This is a genomic window from Streptomyces sp. NPDC088147, from assembly GCF_044741565.1.
In the GTDB taxonomy this organism is placed as follows: domain Bacteria; phylum Actinomycetota; class Actinomycetes; order Streptomycetales; family Streptomycetaceae; genus Streptomyces.
This window is the reverse complement of the sequence record NZ_JBIUSY010000014.1, coordinates 126,144-147,654: the sequence shown is the minus strand read 5'-3', so window position 1 is coordinate 147,654 and position 21,511 is coordinate 126,144. Positions and strand designations below refer to the sequence as shown.

Genomic DNA, 21,511 nt, shown 5'->3' with positions numbered 1-21,511 from the left:
GCCCCCGCCGCCGGGGGGGGGGGGCCGGGGCGGCGCGGGGGGGGGGGGCCCCCCCCACTTCCGTCGCGTCGGCTGCCGGGCCTGTGCGTCAGGCCGCCGACGCGACCAGGACCTCCGCCGGTGCCAGCGCGATGTCCAGGACCTGGCGGACATCCGTCACCGGGTGGACCTCCAGCTTGTCCAGGATCTCGGCCGGGACGTCGTCCAGATCCGGTTCGTTGCGCTTCGGGATCACGACGGTCGTGATGCCCGCCCGGTGCGCGGCCAGCAGCTTCTGCTTGAGGCCGCCGATGGGCAGGACCCGTCCGGTCAGCGAGACCTCGCCGGTCATGGCGACGTCCGTGCGGACCAGCCGGCCGCTGAGCAGGGAGGCCAGGGCAGTCGTCATCGTGATGCCCGCGCTCGGGCCGTCCTTCGGCACCGCGCCCGCCGGGAAGTGGATGTGCACGCCCCGGTCCTTCAGATCCGCCACCGGCAGTTCCACCTCGGCGCCGCGCGAGCGGAGGAAGGAGAGCGCGATCTGTGCCGACTCCTTCATCACATCGCCGAGCTGTCCGGTCAGGGTCAGGCCGGAGCCGCCCGTCTCCGGGTCGGCCAGCGACGCCTCGACGTAGAGGACGTCACCGCCCGCGCCCGTGACCGCGAGGCCCGTGGCCACGCCCGGCACCGCCGTGCGGCGCTCGGCCGGGTCCTGGGCGGACTCGGGCACGTGGTGCGGCCGGCCGATCAGCTTGCGCAGGTGCTCGGCGCCGAGGGTGAACGGCAGCTCCCGCTCGCCCAGTTCGTGCTCGGCCGCGACCTTGCGGAGCAGCCGCGCGATGGCGCGTTCCAGGTTTCGTACGCCCGCCTCGCGGGTGTACTCGCCGGCCAGCTTGCGCAGCGCGTCGTCCTCCAGCGTGACCTCGCCGGGCTCCAGGCCCGCGCGCTCCAGCTGCCTGGGCAGCAGGTGGTCCCTGGCGATGACGACCTTCTCGTCCTCCGTGTAGCCGTCGAGCCTGACCAGCTCCATGCGGTCGAGCAGCGCCTCCGGGATCGCTTCCAGGACGTTCGCCGTGGCGAGGAACACCACGTCGGAGAGGTCGAGTTCGACCTCCAGGTAGTGATCGCGGAAGGTGTGGTTCTGCGCCGGGTCCAGGACTTCGAGCAGCGCCGCCGCCGGATCGCCCCGGAAGTCGGAGCCGACCTTGTCGATCTCGTCGAGCAGGACGACCGGGTTCATCGAACCGGCCTCCTTGATGGCCCGGACGATACGGCCCGGCAGGGCGCCGACGTACGTACGCCGGTGGCCGCGGATCTCCGCCTCGTCCCGTACGCCGCCCAGCGCGACCCGGACGAACTTACGGCCCATGGCGTGCGCGACGCTTTCGCCGAGTGAGGTCTTCCCGACGCCGGGAGGGCCCACCAGGGCCAGCACGGCGCCGCCGCGACGGCCGCCGACCACACCGAGACCGCGGTCCGCGCGCCGCTTGCGCACGGCCAGGTACTCGGTGATGCGCTCCTTCACGTCCTCCAGGCCGGAGTGCTCCGCGTCGAGCACGGCCTGGGCGCCTCTGATGTCGTACGCGTCCTCCGTGCGCTCGTTCCAGGGCAGTTCGAGGACGGTGTCCAGCCAGGTGCGGATCCAGGAGCCCTCGGGGCTCTGGTCGGACGAACGCTCCAGCTTGTCGACCTCCTTCAGCGCGGCTTCCCGCACCTTCTCGGGGAGGTCGGCGTTCTCGACGCGGGTCCGGTAGTCGGCGGACTCGTCGTCGTCACCCTCGCCGTTGATCTCGCGCAGCTCCTTGCGTACGGCGTCGAGCTGGCGCCGGAGCAGGAACTCGCGCTGCTGCTTGTCGACGCCCTCCTGGACGTCCTTCGCGATGGACTCGGCGACATCCTGTTCGGCGAGGTGTTCGCGCAGCTGTTCGGTGGCGAGCTTGAGGCGGGCCACCGGGTCGGTGGTCTCCAGCAGCGCCACCTTCTGGGCGGTGGTCAGGAACGGCGAGTAACCGGAATTGTCGGCGAGCGTGGACACGTCGTCGATCTGCTGGACGCGGTCCACCACCTGCCAGGCGCCGCGCTTCTTGAGCCAGTCGGTGGCGAGCGCCTTGTATTCCTTGATCAGCTCGGTCACGGACCCGGGGACCGGGTCGGGCGCCGTCTCGTCGACGGCGGTGCCCTCGATCCAGAGGGCCGCGCCGGGCCCGGTCGTACCGGCACCGATGCGCACGCGGCCCCGGCCGCGGATCAGCGCGCCCGGATCCCCGTCGGAGAGCCGGCCGACCTGCTCGACGGTTCCCAGCACACCCGTCCCGGCATACGTCCCGTCGATGCGCGGCACGAGCAGCACCTTGGGCTTCCCGCCGCCGTCGCCCCCGTCACGGGCAGCCGCCTGCGCGGCCTCCACCGCGGCGCGGACTTCGGCGTCGGACAGATCCAGAGGCACCACCATGCCGGGCAGGACGACCTCGTCGTCGAGCGGCAGCACGGGAAGCGTGAGCGGTGCAGAGGTGTCAGCCATGATCTCCCCTTCGGCAGTCAAGTTGAGCTATACCGGCTCAATGCTTGTGAGTCTCCGGATGTTCCCCGGGCCCCGTTCGCTCTGAGCGATCACCGGGCGATCGTCCTGGCGACAGCACCTCGGCCTCCCGCGATCAGCGAAGTAGGCTCATGGCCATGGGTGCGTTCTTACCGTTCCTGATCTCGGCTGCCGCCCTCGTCGCGGTCCTGGGCTTCTTCACGTGGCTGGCCTCGCGTATCCGGCGCCGGGGCCTCGCCGGCGGGGCCATGAGTGCGGCCTTGGCCTCCTACGAGGAGGCGTTCCGTATCACGGCGCACGAATCGTACGTAGAGGTCCGGGCTCAAGCGGAACGCAAGGCGCCGATCCTGTCACCGGACGATCACTGGCAACGAACCCCCGGCGGAGCCGGCCGGTCGGGCGCGGAGAACCGACGCTCTCCTCAGCCGCGTCCCCGCCGCTCGCGACGGAGGCTCGGCCGTTGGGCGGGTCGCCTGAGGCTCGGTCGCTGACGATGGCCAGGGTGCTGCTGGTGCTGTCGGCGGGACCCAGGCGATCAAGCGCGCCATGAGACAGGAACGTGTGCCGGCGGGAGCTCCTCTCTTTGGGGTGGACCTGGACGCCGGCACGGTGCACATCCGGCGCGCTCGACACGACGGGCAAGAGTCCCAGGTACCGGCCGTGGGACCGCCGCGTGGCGCATGACCAGCGCTGATCCTTCGGCCGGCGCCGAAGCGTCCGCGTCCTAGCGTCGGCCGTATGAACAACTCGACGGACACCCTGACGAATTCCCCGATGGCTTCCGGGACGGATTCCCCGCCTGGCTCCGTGACGGAGCCACGGACGGCGGCCGAGACCCGGCATGTGGTCATCGAACCGAGCATTCTCTACTTCGGGACCCCCGTCGTCCTGCTCACCACCTCGAACGACGACGGCTCGGCCAATCTCGCCCCGATCTCATCGGCCTGGGCGCTCGGGCAGGTGGTGGTGCTGGGGCTCGGTGCCGACGGGCAGACCGCGCACAATCTCGGCGCCGGGCCCGGACCCCGCCGCGAGCTGGTGATCAGCCTGCCCGCTCCGGATCAGTGGCCCGCCGTGGAACGGCTGGCCCCGCTCACCGGACGCGACCCCGTCCCGGCGAGCAAGCCACCCGCGTGCCGCTTCGAACCGGACAAATTCGGCGCGTCCGGCTTCACCCCCGCGCCCTCCCACCTGGTCGGGCCGCCGCGCGTCGCCGAGTGCCCCCTCCAGCTGGAGGCGTACGCCGACCGGGTACGGCCCGACGTCTCGGGACACTTCCTGATCGTCGAGGCGGTGGTACGGAAGGTCCACGCGACCCCGGACATCGTCGTGCCGGGCACCGATCACATCGATCCCGCCGTGTGGAGTCCCCTCATCTACAACTTCCGCCACTACTTCGGCCTCGGCCCGGAACGCGGCCACACCTACCGGAGCGAAACGGCGGGGATGACGGCGGAAAGGTCCTGCCATGTGCGGCCGGGCGGTACGTATCTATAGGGACAAGGGGACACCACACCGCACCCCGTCGAGTGGCTCAATCCCGCTACTCACCCCACGTACGTCTGGTACCACCCGAGGGGCGGCGATCACAGCTCCGGGCCGGGCCCGGCCCGGTCCGCGCCCCGGTCCACGACCACGCCCGGTCCGGAGGAAACGGATTGTCCAGCTCCAGCCCCTGCGAGCAGGATGTCAGGCGGTACCAGCCGCCCTGACGAAAAGGTCCAGCATGTCCGTATCCGCACCCGGCGCCGCGCCCGCGTCTCATCCCGATCCCGTCACCCTCGACCGCCGCGACGGGCCCTACGGCGAGATCGTGCTGCGCCGGCGCGGTGAACGGCTGGAAATCATCGCCAACGGCTGCTTCCTGATGGACACGTCGGACGGCCGCTCCGAGCGGCTGCTCATTGACGCGGCCCTGGCGGCGCTGCCCCGGGAGTGGTCCGAGGAGCGGCCCGGGGAGCGGCGTCGGCCGGACGTTCTCATCGGTGGTCTCGGGGTCGGGTTCTCGCTCGCGCACGCCGCCGCCGATCCCCGCTGGGGCCGGATCATGGTGGTCGAGCGCGAGCGGGCCGTCATCGACTGGCATCGGGACGGGCCGCTCCGGCGGATCTCCGGGGAGGCGCTCGCCGATCCGCGCGTTGTGATCCTGCACACCGACCTGGTGGCGTATCTGCGGACAACCACGGACCGTTACGACGCCCTCTGCCTGGACATCGACAACGGGCCCGAGTGGACCGTCACCGAGGACAACGGGAACCTGTACTCGCCCGACGGACTGGCCGCCTGCCGGGCGCGGCTGAATCCGGGCGGTGTCCTCGCCGTATGGTCGGCGAATCCCTCTCCCGCCTTTGCCGAAGCGTTGGGGAATGCCGGATTCAGCGGGGTACGGGCGGAAGAGATCCAAGTTGCCCGAGGCGTACCCGACGTGGTCCATCTCGCTGTTCGCACTGCGTAGCCGGAAGGCTCCCGCTGCCTCTACGCTGCTCCACACACACGGATCTGCATACTTCATGCAGATCGCGGAACAAGGATCGCGGAACGCGTACCAGGGGCGGGGCGATGGAGCAGACACACACCAGCCACAACGGAGTCGCGGCGACGCCCGGCGCCCAGCGCCGGGTCCTGGTGGTCGAGGACGATGCCACGATCGTCGACGCCATCGCCGCACGGCTGCGGGCCGAGGGTTTTCTGGTGCAGACGGCGCTGGACGGACCGGCGGCCGTGGACGCGGCCGAGGCCTGGCAGCCGGACCTGATGGTCCTCGACGTCATGCTGCCGGGCTTCGACGGCCTGGAGGTCTGCCGTCGTGTCCAGGCGCAGCGCCCGGTGCCGGTGCTGATGCTGACGGCGCGCGACGACGAGACCGACATGCTGGTCGGCCTCGGGGTCGGTGCCGACGACTACATGACCAAGCCGTTCTCGATGCGGGAGCTGGCCGCGCGGGTGCATGTGCTGCTGCGCCGGGTGGAGCGGGCCGCGCTCGCCGCGGTGACCCCGCGAAGCGGCATCCTGCGGCTCGGCGAGCTGGAGATCGACCACGCGCAGCGCCGGGTCCGGGTGCGCGGTGACGACGTCCATCTGACGCCCACCGAGTTCGATCTGCTGGTCTGCCTGGCGAACACACCGCGCGCGGTGCTCTCCCGGGAGCAGCTGCTCGCCGAGGTGTGGGACTGGGCGGACGCCTCGGGGACCCGTACGGTCGACAGCCATATCAAGGCGCTGCGCCGGAAGATCGGCGCCGAGCGTATCCGTACCGTCCATGGTGTCGGCTACGCGCTGGAGACACCGGCGCCGTGACCGGCCCGGGTGACGGCGGCGGCGCCGACGGAGACAGAGCCGGAACCGGGGCCGACGGACGGGGCGTTCCGCCGTCCTCCGCCGCCTCCGGCTCCCCCCGGAAGCCTGGCTCCCCCTGGAGGTCCGGCTCCCCCTGGAGGTCCGGATCCGCCTGGAGGTCCGGATCCGCCTGGAGGTCCGGCTTCCCGTGGAGGCCCGGGTCCGCCCGGAAACCCGGGTCCGCCCGGAAGCCCCGCTCCCGCGGCCCCCGCCCCGCCGGGAACAACGGGTGGACCACCAGCAGGACCACCAGCAGGACCAGCGGCGGCCCCGGTGCCGCCGCCAACGCCCGGACCAGCGGCAGGACCGGCGCCAGGACCGCCAAACGCGGCGACAGCCGCGGCGGCCGACGCCCCCCGGCCCTGGAATTCCGCCCCGGACCCCGCGGCCTCGACTCCGGCGGCCTGCGGCCCTTCTCCATCAAGGCCAAGCTCGGCGCCCTCGTCGTCATCTCCGTCTTCATCACCACCGGGCTGCTGATGGTGGCCCTGCGCACCGAGACGGAGCTGCGCTTCATCACCGTCTTCTCGATGATCGCCACGCTGCTGATCACCCAGTTCGTGGCGCACGGCCTGACCGCGCCCCTCGACGAGATGAACACGGTCGCGAAGGGCATCTCGCACGGCGACTACACCCGCCGTGTCAGCGGCGCGGACCGCCGCGACGAACTGGGCGATCTCGCCTCCACGATCAATCGCATGGCCGACGATCTGGAGGCCGAGGACCGGCACCGCAAGGAGCTGATCGCCAATGTCTCGCACGAGCTGCGCACGCCCATCGCGGCCCTGCGCGCCGTGCTGGAGAACGTCGTGGACGGGGTCTCGCCCGCCGATCCCGAGACGATGCTCACGGCCCTGCGGCAGACCGAGCGGCTGGGCCGGCTGACGGAGACGCTGCTCGATCTGTCCCGGTTGGACAACGGGGTCGTACCGCTTCGGTCACGGCGCTTCGAGGTCTGGCCGTACCTCTCCGGGGTGTTGAAGGAGGCCAATCTGGCGTCCTCGCAGCGCGGGCCGATCTCCGGCTCCGGCCATCACACCCGTACGGACGTACATCTCCACCTGGACGTCTCGCCGCCCGAGCTGACCGCGCACGCGGACGCGGAGCGGCTGCACCAGGTCGTCGCCAACCTCATCGACAACGCGGTCAAGCACAGCCCGCCGCACGGCCGGGTCACCGTACGGGCCCGGCGCGGCACCGGCCCCGAGTCGCTGGACCTGGAGGTGCAGGACGAGGGGCCCGGGATCCCGGAGCAGGAGCGGCACCGCGTCTTCGAGCGGTTCAACCGGGGCACCGCGCAGTACCCGCACGGGCCCGGCAGCGACGGCGGCACGGGCCTGGGCCTGGCGATCGCCCGCTGGGCCGTGGATCTGCACGGCGGGCGCATAGGAGTGGCCGAATCGGCCCGCGGCTGCCTGATACGGGTCACTCTGCCGGGAGCACCGCAACCCCGCCATTGACGTAGAGTTCGAAGCGAAAGCGCACGATCTCCGGGCACGGAGTCGGGGACGGGCGAGCAACAGGCCGTGAACCGGCCGTTCCCGGAGCGTCACGCGTTCCTGGTACAACGGAACCTGGCTTGTTTCCCGCCATTTATTACGCTGAAACTCGCCGTCCGATGTGACTTGCACGACGATGGCACGCCCGGCCTGCACCTCCTGGCCTGGTAGGCGTAGCCTTGATTCCCGCTGTCCATCACCTTGTGAAGCGGAAGAGGGCGGTTCACGCCGTGTCGTCTCAGTCCCCCAGTAACGCGAGCATCTCGACCGACGAAGACGGGCCGGGCAAGAACCCCGCCGCGGCCTTCGGTGCCAATGAGTGGCTTGTCGACGAGATCTACCAGCAGTACCTCCAGGATCCGAATTCGGTTGACCGTGCCTGGTGGGACTTCTTCGCCGACTACAAGCCGGGCACTCCCGGTACGGCGGACAGGTCCGATGAGGCCGCGGCGACCGCAGCCGCGGGGGCTGCGGTGCCCACGACCCAGGCGACCGCCCCAGTGACCCCGGCGCCCGCCGCCCCGGCGCGGCCCGCGGCTCCGGCGCAGACACAGGCTCCGGCGCAGCCGGCGGCCCCGGCCCCGGCCCCGGCTCCCGCGGCGCCGGCGAAGCCCGCCGCCACCGCCCCGGCGCCCACGAAGCCCGCGGCTCCCGCGCAGCCCCCGGCCGCCGCCCCGGTGAAGGCCAAGCCCGCCGCGACCGGCGGCGAGGCCACCGCGGCTCCCGAGGGCCCGGAGTACGTGACGCTGCGTGGCCCGTCCGCCGCCGTCGCGAAGAACATGAACGCCTCGCTGGAGCTGCCCACGGCCACGTCCGTGCGCGCGGTCCCGGTGAAGCTCCTCTTCGACAACCGCATCGTCATCAACAACCACCTGAAGCGCGCGCGTGGCGGCAAGATCTCCTTCACGCACCTCATCGGGTACGCGATGGTGCAGGCCATCAAGGCCATGCCGTCGATGAACTACTCCTTCGCGGAGCGCGACGGCAAGCCGACCCTGGTCAAGCCGGAGCACATCAACTTCGGTCTGGCCATCGACCTGGTGAAGCCGAACGGCGACCGCCAGCTGGTCGTCGCCGGCATCAAGAAGGCCGAGACGCTCAACTTCTTCGAGTTCTGGCAGGCGTACGAGGACATCGTCCGCCGCGCCCGCAACAACAAGCTGACGATGGACGACTTCACGGGCGTCACCGTCTCGCTGACCAACCCCGGCGGCCTCGGCACGGTCCACTCCGTACCGCGGCTGATGCCCGGTCAGTCGGTCATCATGGGCGTCGGATCCATGGACTACCCGGCCGAGTTCCAGGGCACGTCGCAGGACACCCTGAACAAGCTGGGCATCTCCAAGGTCATGACGCTGACCTCGACATACGACCACCGCGTCATCCAGGGCGCCGCGTCCGGCGAGTTCCTGCGGATCGTCAGCCAACTGCTGCTCGGCGAGAACGAGTTCTACGACGAGATCTTCCAGGCGCTGCGCATCCCGTACGAGCCGGTGCGCTGGCTCAAGGACATCGACGCCTCGCACGACGAGGACGTCACCAAGCCCGCCCGGGTCTTCGAGCTGATCCACTCCTACCGGGTCCGCGGCCATGTCATGGCCGACACCGACCCGTTGGACTACCTCCAGCGCAAGCACCCCGACCTGGACATCACCGAGCACGGGCTCACGCTGTGGGACCTGGAGCGGGAGTTCGCGGTCGGCGGCTTCGCCGGCAAGTCCATGATGAAGCTGCGCGACATCCTGGGCGTGCTGCGCGAGTCGTACTGCCGCACCACCGGCATCGAGTTCATGCACATCCAGGACCCGAAGCAGCGCAAGTGGCTCCAGGACCGGGTGGAGCGCCCGCGCGCCAAGCCCGAGCGCGAGGAGCAGCTGCGGATCCTGCGCAGGCTCAACGCGGCCGAGGCGTTCGAGACCTTCCTCCAGACGAAGTACGTCGGCCAGAAGCGCTTCTCGCTGGAGGGCGGCGAGTCCGTCATCCCGCTGCTCGACGCGGTCATCGACTCCGCCGCCGAGTCGCGGCTGGACGAGGTCGTCATCGGCATGGCCCACCGCGGCCGGCTGAACGTCCTCGCCAACATCGTGGGCAAGTCGTACGCGCAGATCTTCCGGGAGTTCGAGGGCAACCTCGACCCGAAGTCGATGCACGGCTCCGGCGATGTGAAGTACCACCTGGGCGCCGAGGGCACCTTCACCGGTCTGGACGGCGAGCAGATCAAGGTCTCGCTGACCGCCAACCCCTCGCACCTGGAGGCGGTGGACCCGGTCCTGGAGGGCGTCGTCCGCGCCAAGCAGGACATCATCAACAAGGGCGGTACGGACTTCACGGTCCTGCCGCTCGCGCTGCACGGCGACGCGGCCTTCGCGGGCCAGGGTGTGGTCGCCGAGACGCTCAACATGTCGCAGCTGCGCGGCTACCGCACCGGCGGCACGGTCCACATCGTGATCAACAACCAGGTCGGCTTCACCGCCGCCCCCGAGGCGTCGCGCTCCTCCATGTACGCCACCGACGTGGCCCGCATGATCGAGGCGCCGATCATCCATGTGAACGGTGACGACCCGGAGGCCGTGGTCCGCGTCGGACGGCTCGCCTTCGAGTTCCGCCAGACGTTCAACAAGGACGTCGTGATCGACCTCATCTGCTACCGCCGCCGCGGTCACAACGAGGGCGACAACCCGCAGTTCACCAACCCGCAGATGGTCCGGCTGATCGACAAGAAGCGCTCGGTGCGCAAGCTCTACACCGAGTCGCTGATCGGCCGCGGCGACATCACGCTGGAAGAGGCGGAGCAGGCGCTCCAGGACTTCCAGGGCCAGCTGGAGAAGGTCTTCGCGGAGGTCCGCGAGGCCACCTCGCACCCGGGCACGGCCCAGGTGCCGGACGCCCAGGCGGAGTTCCCGGTGGCCGTCACTACCGCGGTCTCCCAGGAGGTCGTCAAGCGGATCGCCGAGTCGCAGGTCAACATCCCCGACACGGTCACCGTCCACCCGCGCCTGATGCCGCAGATGCAGCGCCGGGCGGCCTCGGTGGAGGACGGCACGATCGACTGGGGCATGGGCGAGACCCTCGCCATCGGCTCGCTGCTGATGGAGGGCACGCCGGTGCGGCTCTCCGGCCAGGACACCCGCCGCGGTACGTTCGGCCAGCGCCACGCGGTCCTGGTCGACCAGGGCACGGGCGAGGACTACACCCCGCTCCAGTACCTCACCGACGAGCAGGCCCGCTACAACGTCTACGACTCGCTGCTCAGCGAGTACGCGGCGATGGGCTTCGAGTACGGCTACTCCCTGGCCAGGCCGGACGCGCTGGTCATGTGGGAGGCCCAGTTCGGTGACTTCGTCAACGGCGCGCAGACGGTCGTGGACGAGTTCATCTCGTCGGCCGAGCAGAAGTGGGGCCAGACCTCCGGCGTCACGCTGCTGCTGCCGCACGGCTACGAGGGCCAGGGCCCGGACCACTCGTCCGCGCGCCCGGAGCGCTTCCTCCAGATGTGCGCGCAGAACAACATGACGGTCGCCATGCCGACCCTGCCGTCGAACTACTTCCACCTGCTGCGCTGGCAGGTCCACAACCCGCACCACAAGCCGCTCGTCGTCTTCACCCCGAAGTCGATGCTGCGTCTGAAGGCCGCGGCGTCCAAGGCGGAGGAGTTCACCACCGGCGGCTTCCGCCCGGTGATCGGCGACGCGAGCGTGGACCCGAACGCCGTGCGCAAGGTCGTCTTCACCGCGGGCAAGGTCTACTACGACCTCGACGCCGAGCGGCAGAAGCGCGGCGTGACGGACACCGCGATCCTGCGCCTGGAGCGCCTGTACCCGCTGCCGGGTGCGGAACTGCAAGCCGAGATCGCCAAGTTCCCGAACGCCGAGAAGTACCTGTGGGCCCAGGAGGAGCCGGCGAACCAGGGTGCCTGGCCGTTCATCGCGCTCAACCTGATCGACCACCTCGACCTGGCGGTCGGCGCGGATGTGCCGCACGGCGAGCGGCTGCGCCGTATCTCGCGTCCGCACTCCTCGTCCCCGGCGGTCGGCTCGGCCAAGCGCCACCAGGCCGAGCAGCAGCAGCTGGTCAACGAGGTCTTCGACGCCTGACGGACCCGCCGTACGTACGGAGGGCCCGGCCCCGCGATCTCCGCGGGGCCGGGCCCTCCGGCTTTCCCGGCCCTTCCGGACGCCGGGTTCCGGACGCCGGGTTCCTGGCGCCGGATTCCTGGCGCCGGGTTCCGGGCGCCGGATTCCGGGCGTCAGACGATCGGCGGCTCGAAGTCCCAGTAGGGGCGGTTACGGGACCGGGCCGCGACGGTGTGGACATGCTGCGCGCCCAGTGTCGCCGCCAGGTCGTCCAGCGCCTCCCCCTCGACCTTCTCCGCGCGCCGCCCCTCGCGCAGGGCCCGCAGGTCCGCGGCGTGCGCGATCCGGGCCGAGAGCGTCAGCGGATGGGTCCTGCCGAGCGTCTCGGTGGCGCGGGTGATGGTGTCGGCGGTCAGCGTGGCCGCGCCCTCCTGGTCGCCCACGAGATTGCGCAGCGCCGAGGCGTTGATGGCGGACCCCAGCGTCCAGGGATGCCGCTCTCCGACGGCCCGGGTCATATCGGCGAGGGAGTCCTCGATCATCGCGTGCGCCTGCTCCCGCTCCCCCACACCGCGCAGGACCAGCGCGTGGTTGGCGCGGGCGCCCGCGACGAACGGATGGCCTTCCCCGAGCATCGCCAGATAGCCGTGGACGACCTTGTCGCTTATGCCCATGGCCTGGTCGATGTCGCCGTGCTCGCGGGCGAAGCAGCTCTGGCCGGCGGCGAACATCATGGTGAGCGGGTCGTGTTCGCCGAGGACCCGCTCGCAGTTCTCCAGGACCTGGGTGAACAGCACGGCCGCCTTGCCGCGTTCGCCCGAGCGGTACAGACACAGCGCGAGGTTGTGCTCGGCGCGCAGCGTCTGGGGGTTGTCCCGGCCCAGCACCATCCGGTGGACGCGCACGCTCTGCGACTGGAGCGATTCGGCCTCGTTGTACCGGCCGAGCAGCCGCAGGTCGGTGGCGTAGTTGATCTCGGAGAAGAGCGTCCAGTTGTGCCGCAGGCGCAGTGTCTGGCGTCGGGCCTCCAGCGTGCGCCGGTTGAGGTCGAGGGACTCCTCGTACCGGCCGAGCAGCCGTAGCGAGACGGCCAGGTTGTTCTGGGCGTTGAGGGTGCGGGAGTCCTGTTCGCCGAGCAGCTCGCGGTAGCAGACCAGGATCCAGGAGGAGACCTCCAGGGCCTCCTCGTACCGGCCGAGGCCGCGCAGATCGGCGGCGAGCCCTCCGGAGGCGCGCAGATGCTCCAGGTCCTTCGGGCCGCGCTCGGCGCGCAGATGGTCGACGGCGGCGCGCTCGATGGCTTCGGTGCCCGCGTAGTCGCCGATCGCGCGCATCAGGTTGGCGTAGTGGTAGCTGACGTCCCAGATCCTCGGGTGCGTCTCGCCGAGGAGCCGCCGCCAGGCCGCCAGCGCGCGCCGGCCGAGGTTGATGCCCGCGCGGTACTCCCCGGAGAGATACATGTAGCGCAGGCAGTTGAGGACCAGGGTGTGCATCGCCGGGTCGGTGCTCTTCAGGACATCGGCCCACTTGAGATGCGGGGTGATCTCCGCGTAGCGGGGCCACAGCCGGGTGTCGGTCGGCCTGCCCGGGTCGGCGGCCACCAGCGCCCGGCGCACCACCTCGATGAAGTCCTTGTGGTCCTGCTCGGGCATGTCCTGGTGGACGATCTGGTGGACCATACGGTGCATGTAGAGGGTGTCGCCCGCCACGCCGGAGAGACCGGCGTCGTGCACGGAGTCGTGGACCTCGCGCTCGCCAACCCCGGCGGCCCGTACGACGGCGTACTGCCGCAGCTTGTTGATCGCCCGCGCCCAGCGCACCGGATCGTCGACCAGTCCGCGCAGCTTCTCCGGGAGTGTGTCCACGGGCAGGTCGCGCACCAGCCGTACGGGGATGGCGCCCGGCGCGAAGAAGGTGCACAGCCGGAGCAGGTCGACGGATTCGGGGACCGTCTCGCGGAGTTTGTTGAGCAGTATCGACCAGCCGGTCTGGAAGGCGAGCGGGAAGTCGGCGGAGACCCGGACGACATCCTGGTCGATGCCGTCCTCCAGCAGCTCGATGTACTCGTCGACCGACATGTCCGAGTCGTTGAGCCAGCCGGCGGTCTGGTCGAGCAGCAGCGGCAGGTCCTCGAGGACCTCCGCGAGCTGCCCGGCCTCCACGGGGGTGAGGCGCGGGGCGCGGCGGCGGATGAACGCGACCGACTCGTCGCGCTCGTAGACGGGCACCTCCATCAGGGCGCTGTTGTGCTCGTCCCACTCCGGGTTGCGCGCCGTGATCAGCACATGGCCGGGGCCGGTGGGCACCAGGTCCCAGATCTGGTCGGGTTCGTCGGCCCCGTCCAGGACCAGCAGCCAGCGGCGGTACGGATCGCCGCGGCGCAGCGCGTCCCGGGCGGCGCGCAGCCGCTCGCCGTACTCCACACCGGTGGACAGGCCGAGCGCCGGGGCGAGTTCGGCGAGCCGCTGCCGGCAGGTGACCCGCTTGTCCGCGGCGACCCACCACACCACGTCGTACTCGGCGCCGAAGCGGTACACGTACTCGGCGGCCAGCTGGGTCTTGCCGACGCCGGACATGCCGTGCAGGGTCACCACACCGGCGCCGCCGTCGGCCTCCTGGAGCGCCTGGTACGCGTTGTTGAGCAGCGTCTCGCGGCCGGTGAAGCGGGTGTTGCGGCGGGGCACCCCGCCCCACACGTCGGGGGTGTCGGCGGGATAGCGCGGGCCGGACAGCGCCTCGCCGAGATCGGGCAGCGGGTCGGTGGGCAGTCCGAGGCGGGCGAGGACGCGCCGCTCGGCCTCCGACGCACCGACGGTGGTCAGATCGGCGGCGGCGAAGACGGCGGTGGCGCCGGGCAGCGCCGAGGTGGTGACCGTGACGGCGGCGAACCGGTCGGGCTGGGCCGCGACCACCTGGCGCAGGGCGCGGTTCCACTCGTCGTGGCTGCGCGGGCCGAGCTGGAAGTACCAGTCGCTGAGGACCACGAGAATGGGGCCCGGCGCCAGCAGCAGATCCTCCAGCCCCTCCTCAAGCGACGTCTCCACCGGCGGGTCCCACCGCTGATAGACGACCGAGAGCCCGCGACGCTGGAGCCGGTCCCCGATCCAGGCCGCCCAGGCCCGGTTGAAACCGGCGAAACTGATGGTGACAGCCTGCGTCCCGGTTGCTCCAACTGGCTTACGCGCTCCGGGCATTCGACCGTCTCCCTGCTTCGTCATACGCCCTTTTAACATACCCCCGGCGCCCGGGAATCCATCCGGGTGCGCGCCGTATCAACGTGCGTTCCTTTGGCGCCAGATCATGCGCGCGGTGCGTACGTACGCCACCGCTCGGGCGAGATGTCCGGGCGGCGGCGGTGTGTCGGCGAGCCGGTGGTACATGGAGATCATCTCGTTGACGAGAACGCGGCCCTCCGGCGTCAGCGCGCCGGAGGCCGCCAGCACCGGCAGGACCGCGCCGACCTGCTCCTGGCAGCGGGCGTGTTCGGCCCAGGCCACATCGCGGGCGGAGGGCCGGTCCGTACCGAGCGCGCAGCGCTGCCAGTAGTCGGCGAGCGCGATGTGCGAGTAGGCGCCCTGGAGGAGGCCGTCGAAGGGCCTGGCGTCGGGGCGCCAGGGCGCGAAGTGCCTGGGTGTCGCGTCCTCGTGGTGCAGCGGGGTGAGGGCCGCGAGCGCGGCGAGCTTGGTGTGCTGGAGTTCGTGGACGAGGGTCGAGGCGAAGTGGGCGGCGGTGGCGGGCCTGCTGCTGAGGATCGCGCCGAACGCCTCGCGCCGGGTCCCGCTGCACTGCGCGGCGCCCTCGCGGATGGACGACGGGCCGGTGGCGGCGCCCGCGGAGGTGGAGCCGGGCGGCGGGGAGAGCGGGACCAGACAGCGCAGCAGGGCGGCCGTCTCGGCGGTGCGGTGGGCGCCGCCGGTCCGGAGCATGGGCGCCACCCCGGCCCACAGCTCCCGCCAGGCCGCGCGTTCGCTCCCGTCGAGGCCCGCGACGGAGGAGAGCCCGAACCGCTGGAGACCGCTGCCCGCGGTGCGGTACGGGTCGAGGTCGTCCAGCGGTACGGGCGCGGCGCCCGGCAGGACGGCGGGGAGGGTGAGCACGGGCAGCCAGCGCGGGTCGCCGGAGGTCACACCGCTCTCCGTCGGCCGTATGGTCACTCTCGTGTGTTCCTGACGCAACGTCACCTCTCCGTCGGACTGGGCGACATGGACCGTGGACGGTCCCGGGCCGCCGGTGCGCAGCGCGCCCAGCGTGGGCAGGACGAGCAGCCCGTCGGGGGCGGTGAGGCGTGTCTCGAAGGGCAGCCCCGCGCGGATCGCCGCCGCCGCGGCGAGTGCGCTGAAGTGGGCGAGATCGGCGGCGAGTTCGGGGGTCGGCGCGACGGCGGTGAGGCCGCGCAGACAGCGCTGCGCCCAGGGTCCCGCGAGCGGATGGAGGAGGACGGAGCGCGCGGCGGCCCTGTCCGCGCGCTCGGCGGCCTCCAGCAGCGCCCAGTCCTGGCGCAGCCGGTCGAGCCGGCCGGGCGGGCAGACGGCGGCGGGGGCGGCGGACGCCGCGTCGAGCAGGGCCCGCAGCAGCACGAGGCGGCGCGTGTGCTGGTCGCGCACGAGCAGCCCGAGCGCCTCGGATCCGCCCTCGGTCCGGCCGAGTTCCCGCAGCAGCGGCTCCGGTACGACGGGGCTCACCCGGGGCCTCCGTGGCCGGGGAGCGGTGCCGTCGCTTCGGTGAGCGCGGCGGCCACATGGCGGATCAGCCGCTGGAGGTCCGCGCAGTAGACGGAGGGGTTGGTGAAGCCGTGCCCCGCGCGGTAGCGGTGGGCGTAGTGGCCGCCGCCGCAGACGGTGAGCAGCGGACAGGCGCGGCAGCCGGCCGCGAGCGACGCGGCGCCCGCCTGGCGGGCGGCGACGGCGGGATGGCGGGTGGCGTCGTCGAGGGTGTGCCGGAAGATGTCGAGGCCGGTGGCGGCGGCCGTGTCGTAGGCGGACTTCAGGGAGTCGACCTGCTCGATGGCGCCGTCCGTCTCGATCACGATCGCGTTGACGGGGTCGAGTCCCAGGGACTCGGTGGCGCCGGGCAGGCCGAGCAGCAGGGCGAGACACTCCTCGAAGAGCCGGATCCGGGTCTCCCTGCGCCCGGCCGACCACCAGCGGTCGAAGACCGCGCTCAGCCAGTCGCCGTACGGGGTGGGACGGCCGGGACCACCGGGACGGTCAGGGCCGCCGGGGCCGTCAGGGCCGCCGGGACCGTCAGGGCCACCGGGGCGGTCACGGTCGCCGGGGTGGTCGCGGTCGCCGGGTCCGGCGGCGGGCAGGCCCGGCGGCGGTGCGGACCAGTTGCCGTGCGGGAGCAGGAGATCGAGCGCGGGCGGGCGCAGCGCGAGCAGTGACGCGTACACCTCGGCGGGGTCGGTGCGCGGGTCGACGACGGTGAGGATGCCCGCGTACGCCCCGGGGTGGTGCGCGGCGAGCAGCCGGGCGCCGCGCGAGGCCGCGGGCCAGGAGGGGCGGCCCGCGTGGTCGACACGCAGGGTGTTGTGGGCGGCCCGACCGCCGTCGAGGCTGATGCCGACGCGTATCCCGTGCCGGGCGAGGGTGGCGATCCGGTCCTCGGTGAGCAGGGTGGCGTTGGTCTGCACGGTGGCGTGGACGGTGCAGCCGGGTGGTACCCGTTCCCGTACGAGTGCGGCGAAGGCGCCCAGCCGGTCCGCGCCCGCGAGCAGCGGCTCACCGCCGTGCAGGACGAGCGAGAGGTCCCGTAGCGCGTGGGTGGCGGCGTGCTCGGCGATCCGGGACGCCGCGCGGTCCAGGACGGCGGGCGTCGCGGCGGCGGGGCGCTCGCGCCAGGTGCGGTCGGGGCCCTCGTACAGATAGCAGTAGCGGCAGGCGAGGTTGCAGCGGCCGTGCACCTTGACGATGAACTGCCCGAAGGGAACGGGCGGTTGAGGGGGGACGGGGGCCGGAACGGGGGCGGATACGGGGGCGGATACGGGGGCGGATACGGGGGCTGGAACGGGGGCGGCGGCGCGTACGGGGGCGGCGGCGGACGCCCCTCGGACCACCGGTGCCGCCACGGGTGTCGGCCCGCGCGGCATCGCCTGTCGAGACACTCCACACCCCCGATGCTGAACGGCGTCCGGGACGCCCGGGGATCGCCCGGACAGGTCCCAGGGACACCGGGCCTGGTTCCCTGGACGACGGGGCGGGCAAACGCGTGGCGCGACAGGTTGTCCTGTTCAAAAGGGGCCCGGGCCGAAAACACCCGCGCGTCCGGGCCCGGGGACGGGAACGGGAAACGGGGGCGGGAACGGGAAAGGGGGGCGCGGACGGAGCCGGGATCCGTCCGGTCAGAACGCGTTGGTGAAACCCCACAGCATCTCGCGGGGCTGTTCGGCCCGGTCCCGCAGATCCGCCACCACCTCGGCGAGGACCGGGTGGTCGAGGGTGCGCAGTGCCTCCAGGTCCAGCGCCAGCAGATCCGGCAGCCCGCCGGGGCCGTCCGGTGCGCCCACGCCCGTCGTACGCGTCGCGTCCGCCATGCCGGCGTCCGCGTGGGCGTCCGTCGTGTGCGCCGTGTGCGCGGCGTCCGTCGTGTGCGCCGTCCGTGCCAACTCGTCCATCACGCCTCCCCGTTGCCGTGCCCGTGCCGTCGTACCGGTCGTACCCCTTCCGTACCCCGTACGCGCCCGGTCCTCACCGCTCCAGCTCGGCCAGCCGTTCCATCGTCGAACGCCCCCGCTCGCCGCCGCCGTCCGGCAGCTTGCCCCACTCCGTACGCGCCGCGCGGTACGCCTCGCGCGCGGCCCGGGGCCTTCCGGCCTCCTCGTAGGTCATGCCCCGCCAGTGGTTGGCCTCGGCGCGCAGCCCCACGGCCTCCAGCCGCCGTCGCGGACTGTCCTGCTCCGTCTCCGCGGTCCTGGCCGAGTCCGCCGCGTCCCTGAACGCCTCGGCCGCCTCGTCGAGCCGGGTCGGCCGGTGCAGGATCCGGTGCGCGTCGAAGTGGGAGCGGCCCAGTTCCAGCCAGCAACGGGCGGCGGTCAGCGGATCGCGCGCCTCCTGGGCCGCGAGTCCGAAGAGATGCTCGGCCTCCCGCAGATCCACCCGGTCGCCGCCCAGCCGGTGGCGCAGCATGAGGGCCTTCCCCAGCATCAGCAGCCGGTCGGCCTGCCGGGCGCCGGGCACCGTTTCCGTACGGCAGTCGCGCAGCACCCGTACCGCCGCGCCGATGTACCGGCTGCCGTCCGGCCGTTCCGCGCGCCTCAGCAGGGTGCTGCCCCACTCGGCGAGCAGATCCGCGTGGGCCCGGGAGTCACGGGGCACTCCGCGCGAGGCACGGGCGAAGTACTCGGCGGCCTCCTCCAGATCGCCCGGATCGCCGGAGCGTTCGTACCGGGCGACCCGCACCCGGCCCGCCCTCGTCCTGAGCGAGGCGAGCAGCCGTTCGTCCCGTACGGTCACCAGCGACTGCTCGACGAGCGTCCCCGCCTCGTCCAGCCCGTCGCCCGACCGCAGCAGCGCGTCCACCAGATCGAGCAGGATCCGGGCCTGTGTGCCGACGGTGTGGCCGCCGGGGGCGAGCGCCCTGCGCAGCGAGCGCGCCGCCTGGCCCGCGTACACCTGGGACTGCTCGGGGTCGCCGGTCGCGCCGGACAGCCGCAGCAGCGTACGTCCATGGGCCAGCGGCAGGCCGGGCGGCCGGTTCTCCTGGTCGGGCCAGACGTCGGCGAACGCCTCCAGCATGCCGATCGCGCCGTGCAGCAGCGCGCTGTCGCCGCCCAGCCGCCACTGCTCCTCCAGGGCGCGCACCCGCTCCAGGGTCAGCCGCAGCGCCTCGCCGGGCTCCAGGCCCGGCGCCGCGCAGGCGACGGTGTACTCACGGTCGGCGCGGCGCAGCAGCTCCAGCGCGGCGCGCCGGTCGCCGCGCCGCCGCCGGTCGTCGGCCGCGGCGTGCAGCACCTTGGCGAGCACGGCCCGTTCCCGTACGGCCCGGGGGTGCGCGGCGGCCTTCTGGGCGGCGCGTTCGGCCTCGCGCAGCAGTCCGCCGCCGCCCTGGACCTCCCACAGCCGCAGCAGACAGCGGGCGAACTCAGCCCACAGCTCGGGGTCGGAGCCGGACGCCGGTTCCTCGCGCTCGGTGGCGCCGCGCAGCAGTTGTACGGCGTCGATCAGATACTGCACCATGCTGTCCGAGTCGAACTGGCGCAGCAGCCCGCGGGCGCTCTCCACCGCGTCGTTGGTGGGCGGGGCGAGGACCTGGCCGCCGTACGGCGCGAACGGCGGGGGCAGCGGCATGAACCGTTCGAGCACCCGGGCCGCGACCTCGGCGAAGGGGTCGGGGGCGCGCCGCGCGCCGCCCTCCGGCCCGCCGTTCTCCGCGGCGTCGCCGTTCTCGCCGTCCGGCTCGATGTCCGTCTCGCCCTCGCCGCGAAACGCGCCGTCGTCGTCGGGACCGCCGCGCGGGAGGTACGGGCCGCGACCGCCGTCGCCCAGCTGGGCCAGGGCCAGGGCCGGGAAGTTGGGACCGCCCCTGCCGAATCTCTGCTCGATGTACTCCGAGCAGTGCTTGAGCACGAGCAGCGCCTCGTCCCGTCCCAGCGGTCCGAGCAGCGCGTCCTGGACGCCCGGCGCGAACTCGTACCACTGGCCGTCGTCCGCGCCGTCGCCCTTGCTGCGCGAGAGCAGCCCGCTGAGCAGCACCTCGGCCAGTTCCGACGGGCCCGAGTCGGGCAGCATCGTGCGCTGCACCAGCTGCATCACGGGCAGATAGAGCGGGGCGGCGGCGAGATAGACGGCCAGCTGCCCGGCGGCCGGCGAGGCGGCCGAGCGGAACCGGCTGACCAGCTGGAGCGAGGACATCCGGTCGCCGCGGCGCGGCACGGGCGCCGCGGGCTGGTCGGCGCGCACCCAGGCGACCGCGCCGGAGATCTGGCCCGCGCCGGTGCCCGACAGCAGTCGCGCCCAGGCGTCGAGCGCGCCGGCGACCGGGGGCAGTACGGGGATCGCGAGGGCGCCCGGCCGCGCGGCGGGCGCCGTGGCGGCGTCGCCGCCGACCTTCAGCACGGCCGCGCCGCCCGGCCCCTCGCCCCGGGACAGCACGCCGTAGGAGACGGGCAGCCGGGTGCGGTTCCACATGCGCTGCGGCAGCGGTTGCAGTACGGCGGTGGGCGCCTGGCGGCCGAGCTGGTGCAGCAGCCGCTGGGCGCGTCCGCTGTGCCAGAGCGGGCCCGCGCAGTCGCTGACGACGACGGTGACGCGGCGGCCGGTCGGGTCGCTGAGCCGGTCGGCGGAGCTGAGCGGCGCGGCGGCCGGGTCGGGGCTTCTGCTGACGGCGGGCGCGCCGTCGGGCCCTTGGTGCAGATAGCGCACCTGTACATCGCGGAAGGCGCCCAACTGGCCGAATATCTGCTGGAGTTCCGCGAAGAGGCGCTCCCAGACGCGCATCGACGACGAGGCGTCCATGACGAACTGGAGCAGCGCGTCCGCCCGCGACACCCCGCGGAATACCGGGATGATCAGCCCGCCGGCCCGAGCGCTGAGTTCCACTGTCGCCACCTCGTCAAGGGTACGGCGCAACGGCGGCGCGGCGGGCCGGTAGCGCTGAAGTGGCCGTAACGCGCGCTGGAGTTCGAGGGGGGCGGGCAGCGCGGGGGCGGCGGGCACCCCGAGGGTGAGCGCGGTGGCGCCGCGCCCGTACCGCGTGCGCCGCACGCCGTGGCTCGGCACGGGGTAGAGCGAGATCCGGCGGTCGTCCTCCTCGCCGGGGTCCGGCCCCGGCGCGGGCTCGTCCTCCGGCTCGGCCGCCTGGGCGGGGTCGGTGAGGATCGCCGGTGCCACGGCCGTCGCGCCGGCCGGGGGCGCCCACTCGGCGCTGTCCGTACCGTCCGTACCGTCCGCGCCGGGGCCCTGCCCCGTCCGGCCGCGTCCGGTCTGCTCGGCCAGCCAGAGGGCGTCGCAGATCTGTTCGGCGTCGGGGTCGAGACCGGCCTCGCGCAGCCGGGCGACGAGCGCGGTCAGCAGAGCGCCGCCGTACGGCGCCCGCCCGCCCGCCGGGCCGTCGTCCGTCGTACGGTCCGCCGCACCGCCCGCCATCAG

The 21,511-nt window shown here is 72.6% G+C and carries 11 protein-coding genes; 5 read left to right on the top strand and 6 right to left on the bottom strand.

All coding sequences use genetic code 11. The features are described 5' to 3' along the window. Window positions 1-88: 88 nt before the first annotated feature. Window positions 89-2,500 carry an endopeptidase La gene (gene lon / locus ACIOGX_RS36350; RefSeq protein ID WP_401761012.1) on the bottom strand — a complete coding sequence of 804 codons (2,412 nt, stop codon included), beginning with the start codon at window positions 2,498-2,500 and terminating at the stop codon, window positions 89-91. Window positions 2,501-3,292: 792 nt separating this feature from the next. Between lon and ACIOGX_RS36345 the strand changes: the two genes are divergently transcribed. From ACIOGX_RS36345 to ACIOGX_RS36325, 5 genes are all read left to right on the top strand, one after another. Then, window positions 3,293-4,015, top strand: a complete 723-nt coding sequence (locus ACIOGX_RS36345) for a flavin reductase family protein (RefSeq protein ID WP_401918984.1) — start codon at window positions 3,293-3,295, stop codon at window positions 4,013-4,015. Between the two features lie 229 nt (window positions 4,016-4,244). Beyond that, window positions 4,245-4,973, top strand: a complete 729-nt coding sequence (locus ACIOGX_RS36340) for a spermidine synthase (protein WP_401918976.1) — start codon at window positions 4,245-4,247, stop codon at window positions 4,971-4,973. Window positions 4,974-5,077: 104 nt separating this feature from the next. Then, window positions 5,078-5,815 (top strand): response regulator transcription factor, encoded by a 738-nt coding sequence (locus ACIOGX_RS36335; protein ID WP_030355662.1) that lies wholly within the window; start codon window positions 5,078-5,080, stop codon window positions 5,813-5,815. Window positions 5,816-6,258: 443 nt separating this feature from the next. Further along, on the top strand, window positions 6,259-7,314 hold the full coding sequence (locus tag ACIOGX_RS36330; protein ID WP_356512412.1) for a HAMP domain-containing sensor histidine kinase: 1,056 nt from the start codon (window positions 6,259-6,261) through the stop codon (window positions 7,312-7,314). Window positions 7,315-7,583: 269 nt separating this feature from the next. After that, the gene (locus ACIOGX_RS36325) at window positions 7,584-11,447 is read left to right on the top strand and encodes a multifunctional oxoglutarate decarboxylase/oxoglutarate dehydrogenase thiamine pyrophosphate-binding subunit/dihydrolipoyllysine-residue succinyltransferase subunit (RefSeq protein ID WP_356512211.1); all 3,864 of its coding nucleotides are present in this window, start codon (window positions 7,584-7,586) and stop codon (window positions 11,445-11,447) included. Between the two features lie 152 nt (window positions 11,448-11,599). Here ACIOGX_RS36325 and fxsT read toward each other — a convergent pair whose 3' ends face one another. The 5 genes from fxsT to ACIOGX_RS36300 form a co-directional block, all read right to left on the bottom strand. Then, a complete protein-coding gene (gene fxsT, locus ACIOGX_RS36320) occupies window positions 11,600-14,620 on the bottom strand; it encodes an FxSxx-COOH system tetratricopeptide repeat protein (protein ID WP_401918973.1) in 3,021 nt (1,006 codons plus the stop codon). 78 nt (window positions 14,621-14,698) lie between these two features. Next, on the bottom strand, window positions 14,699-16,108 hold the full coding sequence (locus tag ACIOGX_RS36315) for an aKG-HExxH-type peptide beta-hydroxylase (RefSeq protein ID WP_401918971.1): 1,410 nt from the start codon (window positions 16,106-16,108) through the stop codon (window positions 14,699-14,701). Further along, window positions 16,105-17,337 carry a radical SAM protein gene (locus ACIOGX_RS36310; protein WP_401918982.1) on the bottom strand — a complete coding sequence of 411 codons (1,233 nt, stop codon included), beginning with the start codon at window positions 17,335-17,337 and terminating at the stop codon, window positions 16,105-16,107. The genes ACIOGX_RS36315 and ACIOGX_RS36310 overlap by 4 nt, the downstream gene beginning before the upstream one ends. Window positions 17,338-17,766: 429 nt before the next feature. Further along, window positions 17,767-18,039, bottom strand: coding sequence for an FxSxx-COOH cyclophane-containing RiPP peptide (fxsA, locus tag ACIOGX_RS36305; protein WP_401918969.1), 273 nt, complete (start codon window positions 18,037-18,039; stop codon window positions 17,767-17,769). Between the two features lie 73 nt (window positions 18,040-18,112). After that, a complete protein-coding gene (locus ACIOGX_RS36300) occupies window positions 18,113-21,508 on the bottom strand; it encodes an SAV_2336 N-terminal domain-related protein (RefSeq protein ID WP_401918967.1) in 3,396 nt (1,131 codons plus the stop codon). Between the last annotated feature and the right edge of the window lie 3 nt (window positions 21,509-21,511).